Here is a 22,087-nt window from a genome sequence, read left to right on the forward strand (position 1 = left end):
AGAGCATATGTAAGACAGCAGAACCCGAAATCCTTCCCCAAAAGAATGCATTCCATTTGGTTTTTCCTTCATTTCCTTTTTATGGGGTATTACAACGTAATGTTGGGAAACAGAGGATTGCACATGAGACGAGGTAGAAAAAAACCACAATACGAAAGTATAGTGGCTCAAAGCAAACTAAGAACTTCTCTAAATACTTTGGAAGGCTGATGGATTAGTAAATCTGTTCCCAGTACCCGCTCCTGACTATCATTCCTAATGGATAAGGTTCGTTTCTCTTTGTCCAAATGGATTTCGATTTCTTTAAACGAGAAAGTCCCTACTCCTAAGGCTTCATCTAAAACCTTGTTATCCAGGTTAATCTCAATCTGATCTGAGATCCTTCTGAGCATCCTCCAAAGAGTGGTTTCCTGTTTGTTTTTCATGTACAGCTCAGGCAGCTCTTTCGCCTCGTTTAGTAAAGAAAGAGTTGTCATCATATATGTTGCTATGCCGTATTTTACAGGACGGATAACCTGCTTTGTGTTCTTCCAAACCTCTACAAAGAAACGAACAGAATCTTCTTCAGTAGCGATTCGCTTGATTTCTCCATACTCTCTAACACCGTTCTCCCCAAGTTCTGAAGTCGTATAAAGCGCTACATAATTTGCTTCTTGCCAGCCCTTTTTTAGGCTATTAATTTGGAAGCTGATAGTAGCCCTGCTGAATAAAGTCTCGATAAATTGCTTCATTCGAAACCGTTCCGACAAGTACTTTTTCTTCTAAAGTTGATTCCCATTCCTCTTTCGTTCCCCTAGGTAATATCCCTTCACGCTGAATTTCCTCAGGACTTTTTTCAATGAAATATTTTAGTAATTGATCGACCATTTCGGTGGCGTGGGGCAAAATGGGCAACCAGCAATTAATTAAACTCATTCGTATTCCCCAGACAAGCACCTTTTTACTAAAAGGATGTCGTGTTATCCATTATTGATCCTCCCAATAACATAAAGGCTCACAAGCAGCCTAATATCTTGTTTCGAAGAGTAGACGTAACCAATTTTCCCATCCCCAACATACCTCTCTCCATCAAACTTAGCATTGCTAAAATAATGCTCTACTCTCTCTTAATTCATCTCATCAAGCAACATAAAAAAGATCATCCGCTATCTGTTCCGCTTTTTCATCACGGCCATCAACTGACCTGACTTAAGGTCTTCCTTAATATCCATAAATCCAAGGAAATCCAAACCATCATTCCAAATTAGAAGAATCGGAATCAATGTAAACTGCGTCCTAAATAAAAATCAAACTGCACTCTTAAAAGAACCTGCCCCTTAAGTGTAAGTACAAAACTTCACACACGTTTCTATACTTAAGATATCCAATTTTCTATAGAAGTTTTGTTCAAACTTCTGGTCTCTGCTTAGCTTTTCTATACGAAAAACTCAATGAAGTGATTAAAACAACTTAGAATATTATTCATGGGTTGCTCCATATACATTTTTCCCCTTTTATTTGAAGCCGGTGCAAGTAGAAATGAGGTTCAATACGGTTAGGTGACTCTGATATTTAAATAACAATCAACATCTATACACACTTTACAGCAACTCAAAAGAACAGTTAGTTGAGAAGTCCCAAAGGTATATTGAGCTATGATATGTGTTCTAAATATGGTATAAAACCTATTTCGGGCATTTAAAAGACGACCAATCAACAAGGGTTGATAACCTTGAAACTTTGAATAACGTTTTGAGAACTGAGGAAAGAGAATAGTGTCTATTTCCATAATATTTTCCGCAGTAAAGAACTGTATGTACAAACTATTTATTTTAATTCATTAATGATATTCGTGATAAAGGTAACCAGTTTTAATTTATCTCCGTTGTTTATAGGCTTTAAACACAATGCACCTACACCTGGTAGTATATTTTTTGGGTTCACAGGGAAAATCTTCTCAACATCACCGGGATAAAGGATATAAGCACCTTTACTATAGTAAATTGCATCGATATATGCATGCATTTTGTTGATGTCATCTGGTTTAAATTTTCCTACTTCGTTTTTATCAAATTCAACACGATATTTTGCATCAAAGAAAACACGAAAATATAAGGTGCCATTTTTTAAAAATTCCACCGTGATATCAGGATCATATTTTAACGTATAGGTATCACTACCACTAAAGAATTTTTGGAAATGTACTTTTATATCGAGATTTAGACCTAAAAAATTAGTAAAAGTATAATAGCAATTTTCGTTTTTTTCGCTAAATAAGATGCGTTCCTTATTAACTGTTAAAGTTATGTTTTCCTCATATAACCCATGGTTAATTTGCTTGAAGACATCAACTACTTTAAAAAAACACCAAAGCTCATATAATTTATCAATACGTTTAGAATCGATTAAATTGTCTATTTCATCATCAAATACGAGTTCCTGTTGAGTGCTTAAAATATTATAGTAATGGAATAGTTCTCTGTATCCTTCACGTTTGTTAAGAACTTGTGATTGATAAGGAATCATCGTTAATGGAGCAATCTTTCTAAAAAAGGACGATGTGACAATATGGCTTAGTTTTTTCTCATGTAGTTGTATTGATTGTTTTAAAGTCTTGTTATAGCCAAAAATACCTTTTTGTGTAACCATTTTGTCGAGTTTCTTTAAATAGTCAATTAATAACGTTAGAAAATATTTTATAAAACGATTTTCATGACTATCGAAAGTGTCGAGTGTTTCATTTAAAGTATAGTACATTGGCAAGATCCGTTTTCCTGTATGAATATAGAAACTATTAACGAGTTTGCTATTCTGTAGCTGTGTCGGTCGAATTGGATAGTACTCATTTCTACCGGATACCATTCTAGACATATCTAGATCTCCAAATGAAAATGAATCATGAGCCGATACAGTACGCTCTTGCTTATAATAGCTTTGAAATGGTTTGTTGAGTATTCTCTCCATAATTTTATATATATTTTTTTCAGGTCGCCTATGTTCAAGCATGCCCAATATTAACTTAAGTTTATGATATTCAATGCTGACTTGATTTCGCTTTGTATTTCTTGTTTTTAATGCGGTAGGATTATGATAGTCATAGACTAAGTCTAAATATGATTTTTGAATATCTGATATGACTGATTGTACAGCCTCTTCTGAAAGCTTTTGGCTAACAATATTAAGTTTTAGTCCTCTGAAAGTAGCAGCACCCAAGTAATTTACATATTTGAGTAGTCCTGTACTTTTTGATACATAGATTCCAATCGATTTAAAGTCATTTTTTACAAATGTTGTGTCATCCAGTGTTTCCACTGTATAAGAAGTGACTTCTTCTAAAAATAACTCATTTAACGATTCATCATATTGAAGAATTTCATTATCGCAATTTTCAAACGGCGTTTTTACGTTTGAAGCATCTATTGATTCTGCAAACACACTCGGATAAATAATTACATGATTATTTTTAAAATATTTGATGTTTTGTTTTGTCACAATTTCACCTCTATTCTTATAGTTTCTTTAAAAGAATGGTTTTACAAGGTAAAGTGACATTATTCAATAAAGCTTGTAAAGCCATAGTTTTCAAGATTGCGTAATAGAATTAATAATTTTTTCGCCGTTCGTGGGTATTTGAACACGCTTGTGTAATCTGCATTTGTCACTTTCACTAGTTCTTTGTTAAACAGTTGAGTTGTCATACTATTTAATTGCTCGGCTTGCAATGGTGTGGCATTAGAGATTCGTATGTACGATAGAATTTCAACAAAAGGATCCCATAACTTTTGGATGGAACCGTTGAATTTCGGTAATACCTTTTGAAGTAGTTGGAAATCTAATGCATCTCCCGCAAGATTTTGATAAGTAGTAACGTCTTTAAGTGCATTTGTGATGTAAAGTGAAACTTCATTAATGACACGATAACCAAAATGTAAATTGTATTTTTCTAGTAATTTAAATATCTCCAGTAAGTCATTCATAACATCTGGATTGGAAGTGGCTAGACCTTGTGATAATTGCAATGTAGCCAATTCTAAAGGTAATAAAATAGGATCATTCTGCAATTTAAATGGTTGACCAGTTGTTGTTGAAGGTGTATCGAAAATGCTTGAAATATCTACGTCGTTAAATTCAATTAAATTGGCACGGTCTAATACTTTAGGACTAAACATATATGTTGTTTCGTCAATATTTACTGTACCGACTACAAAGATATTTACTGGAATCTCAAGCTTGCTTGGGATAAAGTATGTATTCGTTGCGTCATCATACCAATCTGCCGCAGTAGAAACATTATTAATAATTTTTGATGGATAAGCTGAATCCGTGCTAGGTAAACTATTAACTTTTGAATGTAAAATCATTGGTTCTTGTGTAATTACCTTATTAGTCAAAGTATTAGCTTTTGTTAATTGGAAATATTTCTCCTCAATTTCTTTATATCTTGTTAACTCTGTGCCTCTAAGTTCACTTTCTTGTTTTAAACGATAAACTTTTCCACCTGAAGGTGACTCAAATAGTCGATTCGCTAATCGATTGTCTCCCTGATTAAATTCACTCCTATATTGAGCCGTCCAATTTTTTGAACTTGAAAAAGAATTATACCACCATTGTGAGAATCTATTATTTCTATATTCTTCAATGAGGTAAAACTGGGTATGCACAGAATAACCCTTTTCTTTTAAATCAAACGCAGATAATACAATTGCTTCTGATACTGTTGGTCTATCTGTATATAGACTATTTAGACGTGTAATTACTTCTTCTTCAGTAGTTGCAGTAGTTGTAGTTTGTTCTATGTAATTTCTGCTCTCGATGCAGCTTAAAAAATCAGAGAAGTAGTGTTCCACTTTGGCAAGGTTCATCTCATCTAATAGTAAGAAGAACGGTTTGTCTGGTTCCTTTGCAGCACGGATTAATAAGTTTAAGAACGGTGTCGTTTCGTACTCATCTGTAATGATATTGTGGTAGCCAAGTAAATCTTTGCTGTCTTTCCAATTCGGTTTTACTGACATAAAAGCGAATTGTTTCGAAAGGTCATCTACTAGAAATTCAGAGAAAATCTGAGCTATTTTAGATTTTCCTGATCCAGAAATACCTGAAAGAATTACAAAAGGTTTTGTTTTTAATGAAAGAGCAAAATTTGTTAACACCTCATCTGAATAATTAAAGCCTTTGCTTCTGAAAAAATTGAAATATTTCAAGTTATATCCTCCAATCGACTAAATTCATATTATTTTACCACTTTCCCCCAACATTTTTATTAAAATAATAAAAAAAAGTATAGATTATACGTTCGTATCGTGCGATAATGTTTGTAATGTTCGACTTTTTCGAGGTGAATTATGCAGAAAAGTAATAAGTTTTTAACAACTAAACAAGTGGCTGAATTGTTAGATGTTTCAGATATGACAGTAAAAAGATGGGCTGATAACGGCTATATTCCTTGTTTACGAGTAGGTGTAGGACAATATAGACGATTTAAAAAAGACGCTATTATAAAATTCAAAGAAGAATTTTATAATAACCAAATTATTGATGCTACTAAAAATATAGAAGCGAGAGTAAATGAGTTGATGCCTATTAATTCTTTTATTCCTCCAAAGTCACATCCAAAGCATTATTTAATGCATAAATATTGGGGAAGAAAAGCACATAACGTCATTTCAGAATATATTTCGCATTTTACGAAAGAGAATGATGTTGTATTAGATCCATTTATGGGTAGTGGGGTAACGGTAATTGAATCGGTGAAGTTAAACCGTAAATCCATCGGAGTAGACATTAATCCGACAGCTATTTCAATTGTTGAAAATACTTTAAAACCTGTTGACTTATCTGTTTTTAAATATGAATACGAACGCATTTTAAATACAGTGAACACTAAGTATAAATACCTATACGATACAAAATGTCCGATATGCCAAGAATCTTGTTCATATACAATAATGGTATGGGAGAATGACGAAGCGAAACGTGTTCGTGGTATTTGCCCAACGCATGGAAAGTTTAAATGTGATGTAAATGAAGAGGACTTACAACTAATTGAAGAATACAAAAATCACTTTCTTCAATTAGATCAAAAGGGAGATTTAATTTATCCTAAAGACGCAATATTACAATATGTCCGTCGTAATAAAAAAACATATATATATGAACTATTTACAGAAAGAGCATTGCTTATTATTTCAAGCCTTCTGAAAGAAGTTGATAAAGTTGAAGATCCTAACGTTAAATCTATGTTAATGTTTAGTATTTCTTCAATGCTTCCAAATGTATCTAAAATGCTCCCTGGAGATATAGAAAATGTGATGTATAAGTCTGGCTGGGTTATTAGTAAGTTTTGGGTGCCAAAAGTGCATACAGAACGTAACGTTTTTGATTGTTTCAAAATGCGTTGTGAAGCTATCTTTAAAGGAAAATCCGAACTATTAAATATAAATAATAAGTTGGCTGATATTCACAATCGCAGTTCTACTAATTTGCAATTTATTGAATCAGAAAGTGTTGATTATATTTTCACTGATCCTCCATATGGAGAAAGTATTGCATATCTTGCATTAAGCCATTTTTGGAATTCATGGTTTCACAAAGATGTTAACTACGAAGAAGAAATCATTTTAGATCCATATCGAAAGAAAACTATCGATGAATTCGAAAGTTTAATTTCAGATACCTTTAAAGAACTCTATCGCGTACTTAAACCGAATAAGTATTTATCCTTCACATTTCATAATCGCGACTTAAAAGTATGGAAGGCTATCTTAGAAGGTACAGTGAAAGCTGGCTTCGAATTAGTGAATATTGTTATGCAACCACAAGCCGTTTCTTCTGGAACGCAAGGTATTAATAGGGACAATACACTAAAAGGCGACTTTGTTTATAACTTTAGAAAAGTATCGCCGTTTAAAGAGTTTGAAATTAACTACATGAAAAATTCCGAACCTTTTATCATAAATAGCGCTCGCAATCTTATTTTAGAAAAACAAGGTGTTAACTCAGCTGAGTTATATGAATATATTTTGCCTTTAATAGCTAAAAACCAAGCATATATGAATGATAAAAATGAAGTTATTAATGTAGAAAATTTGCTAAAGAAACACTTTAAATACGAAGAAGATAATGGTGAATATAAATGGTTATGCCAAGATATGGTTGTGAAAAATTCCAACAAATTAAATGTGCTAGATTTATTCTCAGGTGCAGGGGGTTTTTCAGAAGGGTTTAAGGAAGAGGGATTTAATATTGTAGCTGCTGTTGAGTTCGATTCCCAAATTGCACAAACATACTTGTATAATAATCCGGAAACGTTTGTGTTTAATGAAGACATTACACAGTTAAAAACTAATGATATTAAAAAGATTTTTAGTAATAAAAGTTTAAATTGCGATGTCATTATTGGTGGTCCACCATGCCAAGGATTCTCAATGGCTGGTAATCGCATACGTAATCAACAAAAACTAATTGAAGACCCTCGTAATGAGTTGTTTAAAGAATTCTATCGAATGGTAAAAGACTTTAGACCTAAGGTATTCATTTTTGAAAACGTTGAAGGAATTTTGAATTTTTCGGAAGGCCGTTTTAAAGAAGCTATTTTCGATTTATTTAGAGAGCTTGGATATCACGTAAGTGCAAGGATTTTAAATGCAGCAGATTATGGTGTACCACAATTACGTAAACGTGCTATTTTTATCGGAAATCGTCTAGGGTTGAACTCAGACCTTTTCTTTCCAGAATCAACACATGCAGTTGAAACATATGTATCAGTATGGGATGCTATTAGTGATTTACCGCCGTTAGAGAGTGGGCAAGGTATAGAGGAAACGACATTAGATTCTGAAGCACAAAACTTTTATCAAATGCTAATGCGTAATTCATCTGGAAAATTATTCAATCACATTTCTTCTGTTCATAAAATATCTACAATCGAAAAAATGAAAATGATAAAACCTGGTATGACACAGAAAGATTTACCGGAAGAGTTCCAAACACGTTCAGTTCATAGCGGAGCGTACGGTAGGATGGAAAAGGAACATCCATCGTATACACTTACAACAAGATTAAACACACCGTCAGTAGGACGTATTATTCACCCAGAGCAACATCGAACAATAACACCACGTGAAGCTTCACGTCTTCAATCTTTTAAAGACAAATATCGTTTCCTAGGTGATGTTACATCTATTGGAAAACAAATCGGCAATGCTGTTCCACCGTTAATGAGTCAAGCGATTGCTAAAAGTGTAGTAGATATATTAACCAGTAAAGATTTAGATACAATGATTAATGAAAGTGATTTTAAAATAACTCATCAGAGTGATATTTTTGAAATCCTTAATGAAGTAGAACCAGTACTGTTAGGTAAATGAAGATAGAGCCTACAAGGTTAGTGTCATTTCTTAAAAGCACTCATTGAGTGCTTTTTTGTTTTTTGAGGTTTCTTATCATAATAGTGTAGCAAAAGCACCAGTAACGAAAGGCTGGCTTTAAGCTATTCTTAAACAAGTTGAATATATTATTAAACCACCCCCTTTTACATTGAACGATTGTAAAAGGGGGTGTTCTCCACATATTAGGAATTACCTTAATATTCTTAGCAGTAGGTGGATGTATAAACTATACTCCATAATACTTATTCAATTGGTCATTTCCAATTCAGGAATTTCACTTTGACCTATCGATGAATAAGGCTTCAAGGTGATGATTACATCATGCCGCCCATTCATATAAGTGTATAAAATGAAAAAATAACAACCAAAAAATTGTTTTTTTAGTTTTTTCCTAACTTTCTTTTTACTTACTTTAAATACAATATAAAAGTCTTATCAGCTAAATTTTTGAGCATTTTAAAAACTGTTAGCCCTTTAAAGCTAACAGTTTTTTGTCTTCTACTTATAAAGTAAATAATGGACCGTATGTACTCATAAATACAAAGTACTACTTTAATTTCCAATTCCCATCTTCATAGTTAGTTGAATAAGCCCACCCAGTAGAATTCCAAATTGCATCAAATATAGGCTTCATTGCCTGTGGGATATTTTTATCAAGTGAATCGACAATAATTTCAGGAATAATTAAAAACTCTCTATCTATGGGAGCTGAATCCATAATGGTATACCCCTTTACGCCAATTAAGCATACCATTAATACGAATGGTGGTTGAATATTCAACAACTTGTTAATTTCTATGTAACGCTCCACAGCTTTAACAAGTTCTCGTTCTATTGTATTAATAGTTAAGTGTTTGGAACCTTTTTTTATTATTGAAGCATTTACGGATTCAATACTTCCATCCTTAAACACTTGTAGATACGAATCATTATTTACTTTGTCTTTATAATTATAGAAAGTAAGATACCCGTCAAAGTTATACCTTAAGCCCGAAATCCCACCATCTATCGGCTCTAAATAGTTTGTATTTTGGGGAAGTGGTGATAAATCCACTACATTTCCTAAATGATTGTATGCGCTAATTGGGATATTGTGTAAAACTATCTTAGGATTGTCTTCTAAAGCAATTGGCATTTCATCGGAGATTATATTTCCGATTCTAGCTGTGCGGAAATCTCTTATCCTATCAAAAGTTCTTTCAGCAGCTAAAAAATTTGATCTAATTTCATTATAATCAAGAGGATATTTACCATTTGATGTTCTCGAATAAAACTCAAACCTTTCGTTATTAATTTTCATGACATGTGGAGATACCCAACTCTTAGGAATGTATATAACAATTAAATAACCTTCTTCTAAATTAATTGGTACCGTAACAACCCCAGGAATTCTTGGCTCTATTTTACTTCGAATCATAGACTCGATTCTTAAGATTTCTTGGTCTGCATTCACTATTAAAGGATTAAACCTTATTGGTTCTCCCGCAGTATTAGATTCTATGCCAAAAATAATATAACCACCTGAAGCATTCGCAAATGACGATACATCACGTCCAAATTCAACTTTATCCTTTTCCGCTAATCCCGGTAACTCTTTTTTATATTCTATTCTTTTATTTTCTATAACTTTTGCATCTATTAATTCCTGTATATCTTCCTTATCTATAACATGTGGCGCTTTGTTAAGTAATTTCATTTTTTTATCCTTTCACTTAGGCCTGTCCAAAAGAATTAGTTTCCTTTATATAAACTGGACATTTTAAAAGTATTGTTTTTGATGCATTAGACAAAATCAATCCCTTAAGGAAATAGGATATTCAGATATTCTATTTTGATATTTCATGTTTCTCGGAAACTGTAAAATTTCCTAAGTGCTCCTATTTCCATAGCAGCAACTGAAGGATAACACCTTCATTTTCATCCTGGACCCTAAACATTTGAACTAAGTAATTATTAATATAATCTCTTGCTTCTCTAATACTAGTAATGTTTGGAGAAAACAGTCTTTTATCGTTGTAAGTTTGTATGAAAGAGAGCTTGTTGCTTGTGAGTGCTCTTAGTTCTTCTCCAATTCTTGGGCCATGCTTAAAGAGGTTTATATCTTCTATATAAATTATAGTAAGAAAAATAACTTCTATTGGCAATCTATGTTCTTCGAAAATGCTTTTTATCTCACCTTCGGTTAGATCTTTTATTGTAAACTTGGACGCATTCTTTATTTGAACAAGCCTATCATTTAATTTGTTAAAAAACTCCATCAAACAAGGCTATCGAAATCGTTCCCTTCATATATAATTATCAACAGGAAAATTATACCACACGAAAGGGTTTTCCTATTATATTTCCTTAAATTTTTTTTAATCTCTATTCACAAAGTAAAAGGAGACATTTAGTAACGCCTCCCTTCTCCAGACTTATTTACCGATTAGATTCCACTGTTATCGCCTGATCAGTAAGTTCATTTATTTATATTTCTTTTACTCCAAAATCTATAAATCTCTTTTCATACCTTTCTATATATTTCTGAAAATTCATTAATATCATTCGCTTGAAAATACATATTGGGCATATCATCAGGATTTTCAGGTTCTTGCACATTATCCCAAAAATAAATATAATTCGTTTAAGGACTTTAGTGCCGAAGCAAAATTACCAGCAGAATATCTGCTATGGGAATAAATCCATATGGAATATGTTTATTACCTCTTCCAAGTTATCATACATATCACCAATCCCCTTAAATACATTTAAAACACTTTTTCGCTGCTCATCAGGTATATCAAATACACTTGGCTCAGGGGTTCCCCCATCCATTTAAGTAAAAATTCCCTGTACTTTTCCGTTAACTTCACATTATTTTCCGTTTCAAATTGCTCTATCACTTCTAGAGAGTGTTTATTATTCGTGTTTTTAATTTATACCATTTTTAATTCCTCCTCTTATCTATTTTCCATTAATAGTTGATACCCCTAGCCCTCCTGTATGAGTAAACTCTCTATATGGACATCTTTCTCTACAAGCCATCTTGATGATGATATTTATACTGTTTCGTTCCTTCCTTTCAGGCAACTTTACAACTCTATATAAGTTATTAAAGATCCTCGACTGACTTTATCAATCGAAGTCCGCCGAATTTATCCTTTGAATATATCTGGAATTTTATCTCGTCATACTAATAGTAATTCTATAAATTGCTTTGTTTCTATTGTATTTTCATGAGGTACTTCAATTCTAATAAATTTTTCAACAATTGTTACATCTTTTTTTATGAGCAAACTAGTAGCATATAATTCAATTTCAAAGTTCTCATTTGTCCCGTTTATAACCTTCTCAATATATTCTATATATTCATCGACTTGTTCTATTGTTGCAATATTTTCAATGAAACCTGAGAAAAGACAAATTTCTTCCGGCAATATTATTCCTAAATCGCCAAATGGATCTTTCTTAAACTTATATGAATATTTTGTAAATCATATTATCCAAGGACGATAGTATATGTCGACATGAGGTTATGGAGATTAAGAATTATTTTCTATCGGTTTCTATGACGCTTTTGGAAAGTCCGTCAATTACGGATAAGATGTTTACTCTAACCCTAAACTAAGGGAAGATTATCCAAACCGTTAATGATATAATTTTAAGTAACGTAAAGGAAGGAGTGTATTATGGGAGATATAAAACTGTTTCGTTTAAACGGTGATACCGTTGATGAACTAGCAGGAAAATCAGTTGCTATTGAAAAATCCTTACAACACATAATTGAACGTCATTTAGATACGTTTTTAGGTGTGCGTTTTTTAGATTCCGAATATAGTACGGGTAAACGCCATGCAGGTAGAATTGATACGTTAGGTATTGATGAAAATAATTCTCCCGTAATTATTGAATATAAGCGATCCATTAACGAAAATGTTATTAATCAAGGATTATTTTATTTAAATTGGCTGCTTGACCATAAAGCCGAATTTGAACTAATGGTTATGCGTAAATACGGGCAAACAGTTTCAGACGCTATTGACTGGAGTAGCCCCCGTTTACTTTGCATAGCAGGAGGCTTTACTAAATATGATGAACACGCAGTAGAACAAATTAACCGAAATATCGAGTTATACGTTTATAAGCATTATGCAGACGGGCTATTGTTACTCGATTTAGTTAACGCTACAACTGCACAAACTGTTCATAATAGCGATGAAGGTGCACCAACTACTCATGCTAACAGAAATACAAAAGCTAAAACGGTGTCGGATTATTTAGAGCAAGCCAATACGCAATTAACCGATAGATTTGAAACAGTAAAAGCATATATGTTAGCTTTAGGTGATGATGTACAAGTAAAAATATTAAAACATTACATAGCGTTTAAACGGATTAAAAACTTTGCGTGCGTAGAAATACACCCCCAAACGGGCAAATTACTTCTTTACTTAAAAGTGAATCCGCAAAGTATTACCTTAGAAAGTAGCTTTACTCGTGATGTAAGTAATATCGGTCATTACGGTACAGGGGATTTAGAGGTTGTAATAGCTAGCGATGAAGATATTGAGAAGGCAAAGCATCTTATTAATATGAGTTATGACGCAAGTTAACGGGCAAGCATTACGCAAGCCCGTTTTTTATTTGGTATCACTTTAACAGACTTTTAGTATATTACATTCTGCCGTAAAGCCGGTCTCTTCATGTAGGCTGCTGCACCTTCTGATGCTAGGCAAACGGCTGTTGCACCAATTTCTGAGGGTTCGTGTAAACGTTCTATCCATTGTTTTCCTAGGATGTGGAACTTCTTCTACTAGCAGTTAAAATATGCTTTCAAAAACTCATAAAATGTAGGCCACGTTTCTTTTAATTCTCCTGTTAAAAGTAACTCATCTCCGCCCTCAAAATTCACCGTATAGACTTTATCCGTTACAGCATCAAGCACTAATACAGCATTTGCTGACATTTCACTTAAAACTAAATACTTTTTCGGAAAGCCATACTCTTTTCGGGAAATAAATGTATATGATTCAATATTATTCTCTTCATCTACGATATCTAGTAACTCAAAAGGTACAAACTCTTCCCAAAAAGGTCCAGCATAATAATGGTAAAATTCACGGAATGTATTTGATACATCTACTTCTAAACTATTTAATGCCTCATCTACTTTACTTTTATCTTCACGTTTATAAATGTCCTCTCCTAGAACTTGATCTAATTTCTCAGGCAAAATACTCATTTTTAATTCCCTCCTAAAGCTTCTCGTCCCCTTGTTTTCCAATAATTAATAGAATCTACTTTTTGAAATGCTTCTCTCGTTCCCTCATCCATAGGATAATATGGATTCAACTTTCCTTTGTAAGGATGTAATGGGGCTCTTTTTGCATTACTGATGTTATGATACCTAGTTGATGCTTCAAATAATGGCCCAATGCCTTGTTGTTGTGAATGGTGTAGCGTTGCAACACTACCTGCATCATCTAGGATAGGTGCTAGACCATACTTTGCTGAGGCTTCTGCATTTGTTAACCCTCTACCCTTTTTAGCTCCCCTTGTTCGAACCATATCCCAATTAATATCGCTTCTTTGATAGACTTTATAAGTAAAGCCTGTTCCGACTTTGCCTGCATTATATTCTACTATTCGAGTAAAGTACTTATTATTCTTGTATTCCTTAAAATGTCGGTAAGTGCCTATATCCACAGCCTGACCACTAATCTCCGACTCCACTCTCGCCATTGAAATTAACTGTTCCTTTAACCCCGTACCATTAACCACATTATAAGGTACTCCCCCTGCCAACGACAGTTGGTTTTTAGGATTGTATGGCAATAGGTTAGGGATAGTGGCCAGTTCTTTTGCTTTCGTAACGCCTTTTACTGCAGCCGCTTTTGTAGTCGCTGCCCCAGTCTTCGCTACAGCACCTGCGCCTTTTGTTCCTACTACTGATGTGACGACTGTTCCGAGGGCATAGGATACCCAGTGAGCCCGCGAATAGGCATCGCCATTTACCATATCCCGTTCATAAGAGTCCGAGATGGACTTGGATATATATTTATAGGTTTTTATCGGGTGCATGATCGAGTTTGCCACGCCTTCAACCGTTTCCCCAGGATCTGTGACAAAATCCCATATTCCCGTCACAAAGTCTTTACCTACATCATATAGGCCTACGCCTATTCCTTTTGCAATGTCTGCTGTTTGCTTTGAGGATTCTATTTGTAGGACATATTGCTGCTGGGTGGGTCCTAAGTTTTCATACCCGATCTGCTTGGCGATTTTGAGAAACTCATCTGGATCCGTTACATGATCGAGTTGTGCCTTCAATTCTTTGATCCGGCGATTCTCCGCTTCCTCTTGCTTAACCTTCAGATATTCCGCGGTTTCTTTTTTCCTTACTTCTAGGTTTTTATAGGCTTCACTATTTTTATAAGCTGTTGCATTAAAATAGAGAGGGGATACTTCTCCTCCCCTTGTACTGGATACTTTCAATTGCTCCATGACTGCCGTCACTGCCGCTTGGTCCTCTTCGGATTTGGCATATTCAGTCGTCCACTTATGATCGATTTCGTTTACTTTGTCTATCGTTTGGGTCAGTTTCTTGTCAGCCTTCTCGATATTTTCAAAGAACGAATCATCGGAGAAAGGCTCTAACTGAATGATATCATCAATTCCGGAAAATATTTTTTTCAGATCATGTTTTTGGGCTGTGACCATTTCCTTAGAATTCCGATTGGCATTTGTCAGCTCTTCCTCTAAAAAAGGGACCGTAACCATTGTTTCACTAAGGTTCGCTTCGATTGTATCTCCTTGAATTCCACTTAAAAAGGCAACATGCCGATTGATCAGACGCAGCCAAGAATCCACGACATCGATCTGTGCTTTGTAAAACCCTTTGATTGCCACTGCGCCTTGCCCCTGCAGCTCATCATCTAAATTAACGATACTCTCAAATCCTTTTTTTAATTCAGTGAGCTGTTCTTTTAGGTCCTTATATTGTCCGACACGCGTTTGCATGGCCTGAACTAGTGTTTGAGATTCGTAAATCATCGACATTATGGAAAGTCCTTTCAACTACTTTTTTTATAACTAGATGTCATTTGTATGTAATAATTTTATTTACTGTTAAATTGTGGATTAAATATATTTTAGAAGAGTTTCTATATTTATTCAAGAATTAACAAGATAAGTGGCTCGTTTGTTCCAAAATCACTAAAAAAACAAAAGAGCGCTTAAAGAGCGCCCTCAATCCAAAACTAAATTAATTTTTCTCTGACCAGATTATGGTTAATTCTAGATGTTTATTTTCTATTAAACCCCAGATAAAGCTTTGATTTCTCCCCTGAATTACTCGCCTTTTTTACCAAGAACCACCGCCAAAGTAAGAAATATATAAGGATAAGTTAATAAAGTAAGCTCTAAAAAACCCATACTTCCAAAAAGAAATAGATCTGGAGCGTGTCCGTCTGAATAATATCCTTTTCCGGTCAAATACAAGCCAACAAGAAGATACGTTATTATAGATATTCCTATTAAACCATAGCCTATGAAATTAAACTTAATTATTGTAAAACTATATACTAAAATACCTAAATATAACAATCCAAGCAGCAGCAATAAAATCGGTATGTACAATGGCTCATAAAAATAGTCACTCATACTTTCAATTAGCATCTTATACCCCCTTCTGACCATAACTTATTCTGGATTACAAATATTAATATAAGTACCAGCCAAAGTTTTATCAGGTCGCCACGGTTCTAAGTTCCAAGAACTTTTATAAATAGTAAGAGGATTAGCTGCATGACATATAAACTGGTCTTTAATTCTACCTACCTTTGAGCTACTAATATACTTCTTGAAATCAGCATCAGCCGTCACTTCACTCCACATATCCAACATAATTTTTGCTTGAGAAAGACCTGTCATACTAGACGGACCCAAAGCCCAATGAGCGGTAATATAAGCTTTAGTACAGGTTCTAGCTCGTTTTTTCATTTTCTTCTCCTTTTTTGTTTTTTCCTATAATGGAACATTAACAAAAAACTAGGATTGATTGATCCCAAAAATGAATTCAGGATTTCCACATATGGAATATTTCCCTTCTTTCCGTCCACTCACATATTAGATAGGTAAAAAAGCTGTGAACCACCTCTTTGTGATACCTTTTTCCCCACAAATTAAAAACCCCCTGACACTAAAAGTATCAAGGGTTTAAAAGATTAATATATTTACATATAATGGGCGCATACCCATGAAGGGATCATTAAACATTTGTTTTTGAAATTCAATTTTACTGTTAGTAAGTGGCTTTATGACAAAGATATGCTGTCCAGGAGCCACAAAATTGGCAAGCTGGACAGTATTTTTAATAGTAGCTAGACGGTGGGTGATCACAAAGTTAAACTGATACGTAAATAAGGGCTATTCCTGTTGAAGGAATAGCCCTTTCTTTGTATCAAAATTAAAATGCCGGTATGGCCGTTTCACTATATTTCTCTTCTAAAAATTTGCGTACCTCTGGGCTTGTCATAGCCTTGGCCAGCTTTTGGACTGGCTCAGAATCCACGTTATCCTTGCGTGCCACTAATGTAATCGCAAAGTCATTTTCAACACCTTCTGTGAGAAGAGCGTCATTATTTGGTGTCAAACCAAGCGGTGCAGCGTAAGCTGGTGTTATCACTATCGCATCTGCTTCATCATACGTTCTCGCTAGCATTAATAAATCCACTTCTTTAAACTGATAGTTTTTAGTGTTCTCAGTAATATCAGACATTGTATAATATGGACCCTTTTTTTCCTTTAAAGTAATAACTTTATGCTGTGCTAGCAATGCCAATGAACGATCAATATTCGACACATCATTTGCAATGGCAATAACGGCACCCTCTGGCAATTGATCGATTGAATCGTATTCTTTGGAATACACACCATAATTGGCAAAATAAATTGGTTTCACAGGTACAAGCTCGGCATTTTTGTTTCGATTGAATTCCTCCATATAAGGAACGTGCTGGAAGAAGTTCACATCCACTTCTTTTGCCGCTAGTGCGGTGTTAGGCTGCACATTATCACCTAATACAACCATTTCCAGGTTAATGCCCTCCTCTGCTAGCTTTGGTTTAACAAGCTCAAGAATTTCCGTCATTGGGGGAATGAGTGAGGCCACTTTCAATGTTACCTCTTCCTTCTCCTGATTCTGCGCATTTTCTTTCTCTTTTCCTTCATCCGCCTTGCCACATCCTACTAAAAGCAACATAATTGCTGTCATGAGAAAGAGTATTTTTTTCATGATGTTTCCCTCCATTATTTATCTTTTATCAATCATTCTGGCTACAGCTGTGCCAATAAATTGGATAAGCTGCACTAGAATAATCATAATGATAATCATATAAATCATTAGCTCTGTTTTAAACTGCTGATAGCCATACCTGATGGCAAAGTCGCCGATACCGCCGCCTCCGACCACTCCCATGATCGTTGAATAGGAAATAAAGCTGATAATCGATGTTGTTAGTCCGAGGACAAGCCCTGAACGAGCCTCCACGTAAAGAAATTTGAATATGACATCCTTTACAGAAGCCCCCATGGAAATGGCTGCCTCGATCACACCCTTTGGCACATCCAATAAAGATTGCTCGACCAATCGCGAATAATGGGCAATGGCAATGATCGCTAATGGAACGCAAGCAGATGCTGTACCAATGGCTGTGCCGATTATGAGTCTTGTAAACGGGATTAAAAAAACAACCAATAACAAAAATGGGAATGAACGGATAATATTCACAAGTAAATTTAAAATCGAGAAAGCCCACGGATTTTCAAGCAAATGACCCTTCTTACAAAGAAATAGCAAGGTCCCGACAGGCAATCCAATCAAAATCGCAGCTAAAATGGACACACCAACCATGGTAATGGTTTCTCCAATTGACTGCCAAATTTCTGCCTCATATTGAACTAAAATCTCAGGCATGACCTAGCCCACCATTCTCTGCTAATTGTTCGATAAAGTATTCTGGACGATTATCCCTTTTTTGAATCCCGGTTGGTTCGATTAAGACAGTGTCATAAATCTCTCCATCTGCCATGATCGTAACACGATTGCATATACTTTTAATGACATCCAGCTCATGACTAACAATGACAATCGTCACACCGAAGCGTTTGTTTATGTTCTCTAGCACGTCTAATATTTCAGCCGTTGTATTTGGATCAAGGGAAGAGGTCGGTTCATCACATAACAACACTTGCGGGTTATTTGCCAATGCCCTTGCAATGGCAACACGTTGCTTTTGTCCCCCGCTTAATTGTGCAGGATATCTCTCCATCTCCTTCTCCAATCCGACAAATTGAAGACACTCTACAACACGGTTCCGACGTTCTTTCTTTGGATAATTTGCCAGTTCTAAAGAGGCCGCCACATTGTCATAAACCGTGTTATTTGCCACAAGATTAAAATGCTGAAAGATCATGCCAATCGACTTCCGTGCCCCTCGAAGTGCTTTATTGTTCAGTGTTGTCAATCTTTGGCCGTTTACCTCCACTTCGCCCGCATCTGGGGTCTCCAACAAATTCATTAACCGCAGCAACGTTGATTTCCCTGCTCCACTTGCTCCGATTATTCCATGAATTTCACCTTTAGGTATTGTTAAAGTAACAGACTTAATGGCCTGAAACTGTGAAAATTTTTTACTCACTTGATGCAGGTTTATCATAAAATCCCACTTTCTATTTGTTGAAAGGTAAGCATATCGCTCCTCATTATAGTTTCATCAAAGAAACACAACTGAGAAACATTTTATCAACTAATGAGGACCAAATGCAAAGACACAAATTAACAGTTAAAGACTTCCAACCCTATTAGGCTCCCTCTTTCTATTGGCTTTTTATATATCATTCTTAGATATGAGTGATTATTTCATAATTATCATCCTTTATGACTGGATTTTTTTGAGTTTTCACTCTATTAATCGGATTATTCATTTTAAACTAATAGAGGGTGTATTATAATTATAAATGATAATGGTTATCATTATCACAAAATACGAATATTCTATAGGACATGGAGGAAAATACATGATTCAATACCTTGATGAGAAAATTGCCAACTATGAGGTATGTGTCATCTTACCCTCAAGTTACGATCAATCCAAGAAATACCGAACGATCTATATGCATGATGGTGGAGAAACTGCCATGCAAGCTGCAAACTATATCGATCATTTAATTCTTTCAGGTCAAATTGAACCACTTATCGTTATTGGAATTGAACCAATTGATCGCAACAATGACTATACCCCGTGGGTAGCACAATCACTTGCACCACATGCTTCTACCTTTGAAGGACAAGCACAGATTTATTTACATACTGTTGTAACCGAAATAAAGCCCTATATAGATGCCCATTTTGCTACGAATCCTGAACCTTCACATACAGCTATTTCCGGCTGCTCACTTGGAGGACTTGTTTCGATTTTCGCCTCCTATCATTATCCAGAGGTATTCCATCAATATATCTCATTATCTGCTTCTTTTTGGTACGAGGATGTTCTTCGCTATCTTCAAGGGGAAAAGATTGAACGGCAAGGAAATATCTATATCAAACCAACTGTGAATCGTCAAGATCATCAGCTCTATTTATATGTTGGGCAATTAGAGGGAATTTATAAAGAAACGATTCAACAGCATATGGTTGACTACACGAAGAAGGCCCATCAAGAATTTATCAAGGAAGGCTATTTGGAATCTAATCTATTATTTGAGTCAGATCCAGAAGGAACTCATGATGACCTATTCTTTTCTACCTACTTCATTCAGTCACTTCGTTGGTTATTTGGCATGGAAAATAAAACCGAAACGCTGGATCGTTAATTAGCCTTAATCGATTGCATCACAATAGCCCCCAAGACTGGTGATTTCCCTCCAGTCTTGGGGGCTGCTTTTTTCAAAGATCTTTATCTATTGGCGAATTGAAAGGCCCTACTATAATGGTCGGCACTACAGAAGCATGATTTTCATCCATCGCTACATACAGCTCAACGCTAATTCCTTTAATGATTGTCTATTCAGCATGGCATATAGAACTTTGCATCCTCTGCCATAAACCCTTCCTCACTTCCAACAGTGATCAAAAGCCATTGATCGATACAATGATCGCAATCAGCATGCAGCAGAACCTCATGATCGTTCCATCAAATGGAAGGACTTGATGCCCACATACGATAAAAAGCTTTGGTTGAGTAAAAAGCGCCCAGAGCAGGTTGATAGGCCCACTGCCAACATGTTTTTGTTAACCTGTTATTTAAATAGCTTTTTCCATACCATCTTGTTACCCTTATGCTTTTCCTTATAAATCCGTATATAACAGGTCCGGTAAAATCACTGAATGATTCAGCTACAAGTTTTTTAGCAAGAAATAACTAACGATAACTAAGCAAGGGTTTTCCTCGTAAAAATGTTTTATGGTATGATAGTTAAATTGTTTATCTACCCTGTGACACATTTACATTCATCTAAGAAAAGAGGTATTTATGCACGCCACAGAATTATCCAAGCGACATTGGTTACTTATCTTAACACTTACTTTATTAACATTTGTTCTCGGGACAAGCGAATTTGTTATCATCGGGATCTTAACCGATATTTCCTCGAGTCTCCATATCACAAATGCAAAAGCAGGCACACTCGTTTCTGCGTTTGCGATTACGTTTGCCATTGCCACACCACTCGTGATGTCGGCAACAAGCCATTTTCCAAAGCGTAAATGGATGTTGTTTTTGATAGGTTCGTTCATCATCCTGAATGCTTTGTGCGTGATTTCGACGAGCTACATCATGCTCCTTGCACTTCGGATGATGACTGCGATTGTAACAGGGGTTTTAATTTCACTTGCCATGGTTGTTGCAAGTGAAACCATACCGATTTCTAAACGTGGACTTGCTATATCGTTCGTTTTCGGTGGTTTTACTCTTGCAAACGTGATTGGAGTACCAATAGGCACTGTCATCGCTGAATGGTATGACTGGAATGCAACCTTCCTGTTAACGTCTTTTCTCGGAGCTATTGCGTTTTTGGCATCTTTCTTCGTATTGCCTACTATGCAAAGTACAATTCGCAGTTCGATGCGTGATCAATTTTCTTTGTTAACACACCCGCGAATTTTAATGGCTTTTTTCATTCCATCTCTTGGATTTGGAGCGACGTATGCCGTTTATACGTATCTTGTTCCGATCCTGAAAGGAATGGAAGCACCAAGTAGTTCAATCAGTTTGATTTTGTTTGGCTACGGATTTATTTCCATTTTCAGCAACATACTCGCGGGTAAAATTGCCAGCTACAATGCTATCGGACGCCTCCGGTTTGTTTTCCTCGTGCAAGCAATTGTTTTGATCAGTTTATATTGGACGACAAATAATTTTATCTTGGGATTGGTTAACATTAGCTTGATGTCATTAATGGCCATCCTCTTAACAACATCCACCCAGCTTTATTTGATAGACCTTGCCGGTATTTATCAACCAAAAGCTACAGGACTAGCTGCTTCACTGATGCCAGTAGCAAGCAATGTCGGTATCGCCTTTGGTTCCGCATTAGGTGGAATTGTTTACCACCAGGGAGATTTGATGAGTGTGGCATTGGTCGGTGGGCTGGTTGCTATCTGTGCAAGTCTTCTAACTTTCCTAAGTCATCGCTTAGACCAAAAACAAAAGAAAGCAGCATAAGAAAAAGCTAAGTACGCC

General features: G+C 35.3%; 18 protein-coding genes. 4 read left to right on the forward strand and 14 right to left on the reverse strand.

Translation table 11 applies throughout. The features are described 5' to 3' along the window. Positions 1–167: 167 nt before the first annotated feature. From QUF78_RS21705 to QUF78_RS21720, 4 genes are all read right to left on the reverse strand, one after another. Positions 168–731 (reverse strand): hypothetical protein, encoded by a 564-nt coding sequence (locus QUF78_RS21705; protein ID WP_289326286.1) that lies wholly within the window; start codon positions 729–731, stop codon positions 168–170. Beyond that, positions 676–915 carry a hypothetical protein gene (locus QUF78_RS21710; protein ID WP_289326287.1) on the reverse strand — a complete coding sequence of 80 codons (240 nt, stop codon included), beginning with the start codon at positions 913–915 and terminating at the stop codon, positions 676–678. Before QUF78_RS21710 ends, QUF78_RS21705 begins: the two co-directional genes overlap by 56 nt. Before the next feature lie 891 nt (positions 916–1,806). Further along, entirely contained in the window at positions 1,807–3,471 is a 1,665-nt protein-coding gene (locus QUF78_RS21715) for a DUF2357 domain-containing protein (RefSeq protein ID WP_289326288.1), read from the reverse strand. 59 nt (positions 3,472–3,530) lie between these two features. After that, positions 3,531–5,180: an AAA family ATPase gene (locus QUF78_RS21720; protein WP_289326289.1), complete on the reverse strand. Its 1,650-nt coding sequence runs from the start codon at positions 5,178–5,180 to the stop codon at positions 3,531–3,533. Positions 5,181–5,321: 141 nt separating this feature from the next. On the opposite strand from QUF78_RS21720, the gene dcm reads away from it, so the two are divergent. Beyond that, positions 5,322–8,345 (forward strand): DNA (cytosine-5-)-methyltransferase, encoded by a 3,024-nt coding sequence (dcm, locus tag QUF78_RS21725; RefSeq protein ID WP_289326290.1) that lies wholly within the window; start codon positions 5,322–5,324, stop codon positions 8,343–8,345. A 568-nt stretch (positions 8,346–8,913) separates the two neighbouring features. On the opposite strand, the gene QUF78_RS21730 is transcribed toward dcm, so the two are convergent. From QUF78_RS21730 to QUF78_RS21740, 3 genes are all read right to left on the reverse strand, one after another. Further along, positions 8,914–10,062, reverse strand: coding sequence for an AlbA family DNA-binding domain-containing protein (locus QUF78_RS21730; protein ID WP_289326291.1), 1,149 nt, complete (start codon positions 10,060–10,062; stop codon positions 8,914–8,916). 181 nt (positions 10,063–10,243) lie between these two features. Continuing rightward, positions 10,244–10,624: a hypothetical protein gene (locus QUF78_RS21735; protein WP_289326292.1), complete on the reverse strand. Its 381-nt coding sequence runs from the start codon at positions 10,622–10,624 to the stop codon at positions 10,244–10,246. A gap of 909 nt (positions 10,625–11,533) precedes the next feature. After that, positions 11,534–11,788: a tRNA-Val4 gene (locus tag QUF78_RS21740; protein ID WP_289327382.1), complete on the reverse strand. Its 255-nt coding sequence runs from the start codon at positions 11,786–11,788 to the stop codon at positions 11,534–11,536. A gap of 246 nt (positions 11,789–12,034) precedes the next feature. Between QUF78_RS21740 and QUF78_RS21745 the strand changes: the two genes are divergently transcribed. After that, complete coding sequence (locus QUF78_RS21745; protein ID WP_289326293.1) at positions 12,035–12,958, forward strand: DUF5655 domain-containing protein; 924 nt, start codon at positions 12,035–12,037, stop codon at positions 12,956–12,958. A 200-nt stretch (positions 12,959–13,158) separates the two neighbouring features. On the opposite strand, the gene QUF78_RS21750 is transcribed toward QUF78_RS21745, so the two are convergent. From QUF78_RS21750 to QUF78_RS21780, 7 genes are all read right to left on the reverse strand, one after another. Continuing rightward, positions 13,159–13,587, reverse strand: a complete 429-nt coding sequence (locus tag QUF78_RS21750; protein ID WP_289326294.1) for an SMI1/KNR4 family protein — start codon at positions 13,585–13,587, stop codon at positions 13,159–13,161. A gap of 2 nt (positions 13,588–13,589) precedes the next feature. After that, the gene (locus QUF78_RS21755; protein ID WP_289326295.1) at positions 13,590–15,398 is read right to left on the reverse strand and encodes a ribonuclease YeeF family protein; all 1,809 of its coding nucleotides are present in this window, start codon (positions 15,396–15,398) and stop codon (positions 13,590–13,592) included. A gap of 297 nt (positions 15,399–15,695) precedes the next feature. Further along, positions 15,696–16,022, reverse strand: a complete 327-nt coding sequence (locus QUF78_RS21760; RefSeq protein WP_289326296.1) for a hypothetical protein — start codon at positions 16,020–16,022, stop codon at positions 15,696–15,698. A 24-nt stretch (positions 16,023–16,046) separates the two neighbouring features. Next, a complete protein-coding gene (locus QUF78_RS21765) occupies positions 16,047–16,346 on the reverse strand; it encodes a DUF2599 domain-containing protein (protein ID WP_289326297.1) in 300 nt (99 codons plus the stop codon). Between the two features lie 466 nt (positions 16,347–16,812). Continuing rightward, entirely contained in the window at positions 16,813–17,640 is an 828-nt protein-coding gene (locus QUF78_RS21770; protein ID WP_289326298.1) for a MetQ/NlpA family ABC transporter substrate-binding protein, read from the reverse strand. Positions 17,641–17,658: 18 nt separating this feature from the next. Beyond that, positions 17,659–18,321, reverse strand: coding sequence for a methionine ABC transporter permease (locus QUF78_RS21775; protein WP_289326299.1), 663 nt, complete (start codon positions 18,319–18,321; stop codon positions 17,659–17,661). Then, positions 18,314–19,063, reverse strand: a complete 750-nt coding sequence (locus QUF78_RS21780; protein WP_289326300.1) for a methionine ABC transporter ATP-binding protein — start codon at positions 19,061–19,063, stop codon at positions 18,314–18,316. Before QUF78_RS21780 ends, QUF78_RS21775 begins: the two co-directional genes overlap by 8 nt. A 361-nt stretch (positions 19,064–19,424) precedes the next feature. On the opposite strand from QUF78_RS21780, the gene QUF78_RS21785 reads away from it, so the two are divergent. Beyond that, complete coding sequence (locus QUF78_RS21785) at positions 19,425–20,219, forward strand: alpha/beta hydrolase (protein ID WP_289326301.1); 795 nt, start codon at positions 19,425–19,427, stop codon at positions 20,217–20,219. Positions 20,220–20,878: 659 nt separating this feature from the next. Then, the gene (locus tag QUF78_RS21790) at positions 20,879–22,069 is read left to right on the forward strand and encodes an MFS transporter (protein WP_289326302.1); all 1,191 of its coding nucleotides are present in this window, start codon (positions 20,879–20,881) and stop codon (positions 22,067–22,069) included. The last annotated feature ends 18 nt before the right edge of the window (positions 22,070–22,087 follow it).

The sequence above is a fragment of the Peribacillus sp. ACCC06369 genome (assembly GCF_030348945.1).
In the GTDB taxonomy this organism is placed as follows: domain Bacteria; phylum Bacillota; class Bacilli; order Bacillales; family DSM-1321; genus Peribacillus.

Coding starts and splice junctions, on each gene's coding strand:
- QUF78_RS21705 (WP_289326286.1), bottom strand. CDS start 731: ATGAAGCAATTTATCGAGACTTTATTCAGCAGGGCTACTATCAGCTTC.
- QUF78_RS21710 (WP_289326287.1), bottom strand. CDS start 915: ATGAGTTTAATTAATTGCTGGTTGCCCATTTTGCCCCACGCCACCGAA.
- dcm (WP_289326290.1), top strand. CDS start 5,322: ATGCAGAAAAGTAATAAGTTTTTAACAACTAAACAAGTGGCTGAATTG.
- QUF78_RS21730 (WP_289326291.1), bottom strand. CDS start 10,062: ATGAAATTACTTAACAAAGCGCCACATGTTATAGATAAGGAAGATATA.
- QUF78_RS21735 (WP_289326292.1), bottom strand. CDS start 10,624: ATGGAGTTTTTTAACAAATTAAATGATAGGCTTGTTCAAATAAAGAAT.
- QUF78_RS21745 (WP_289326293.1), top strand. CDS start 12,035: ATGGGAGATATAAAACTGTTTCGTTTAAACGGTGATACCGTTGATGAA.
- QUF78_RS21750 (WP_289326294.1), bottom strand. CDS start 13,587: ATGAGTATTTTGCCTGAGAAATTAGATCAAGTTCTAGGAGAGGACATT.
- QUF78_RS21755 (WP_289326295.1), bottom strand. CDS start 15,398: ATGATTTACGAATCTCAAACACTAGTTCAGGCCATGCAAACGCGTGTC.
- QUF78_RS21760 (WP_289326296.1), bottom strand. CDS start 16,022: ATGCTAATTGAAAGTATGAGTGACTATTTTTATGAGCCATTGTACATA.
- QUF78_RS21765 (WP_289326297.1), bottom strand. CDS start 16,346: ATGAAAAAACGAGCTAGAACCTGTACTAAAGCTTATATTACCGCTCAT.
- QUF78_RS21770 (WP_289326298.1), bottom strand. CDS start 17,640: ATGAAAAAAATACTCTTTCTCATGACAGCAATTATGTTGCTTTTAGTA.
- QUF78_RS21775 (WP_289326299.1), bottom strand. CDS start 18,321: ATGCCTGAGATTTTAGTTCAATATGAGGCAGAAATTTGGCAGTCAATT.
- QUF78_RS21780 (WP_289326300.1), bottom strand. CDS start 19,063: ATGATAAACCTGCATCAAGTGAGTAAAAAATTTTCACAGTTTCAGGCC.
- QUF78_RS21785 (WP_289326301.1), top strand. CDS start 19,425: ATGATTCAATACCTTGATGAGAAAATTGCCAACTATGAGGTATGTGTC.
- QUF78_RS21790 (WP_289326302.1), top strand. CDS start 20,879: ATGCACGCCACAGAATTATCCAAGCGACATTGGTTACTTATCTTAACA.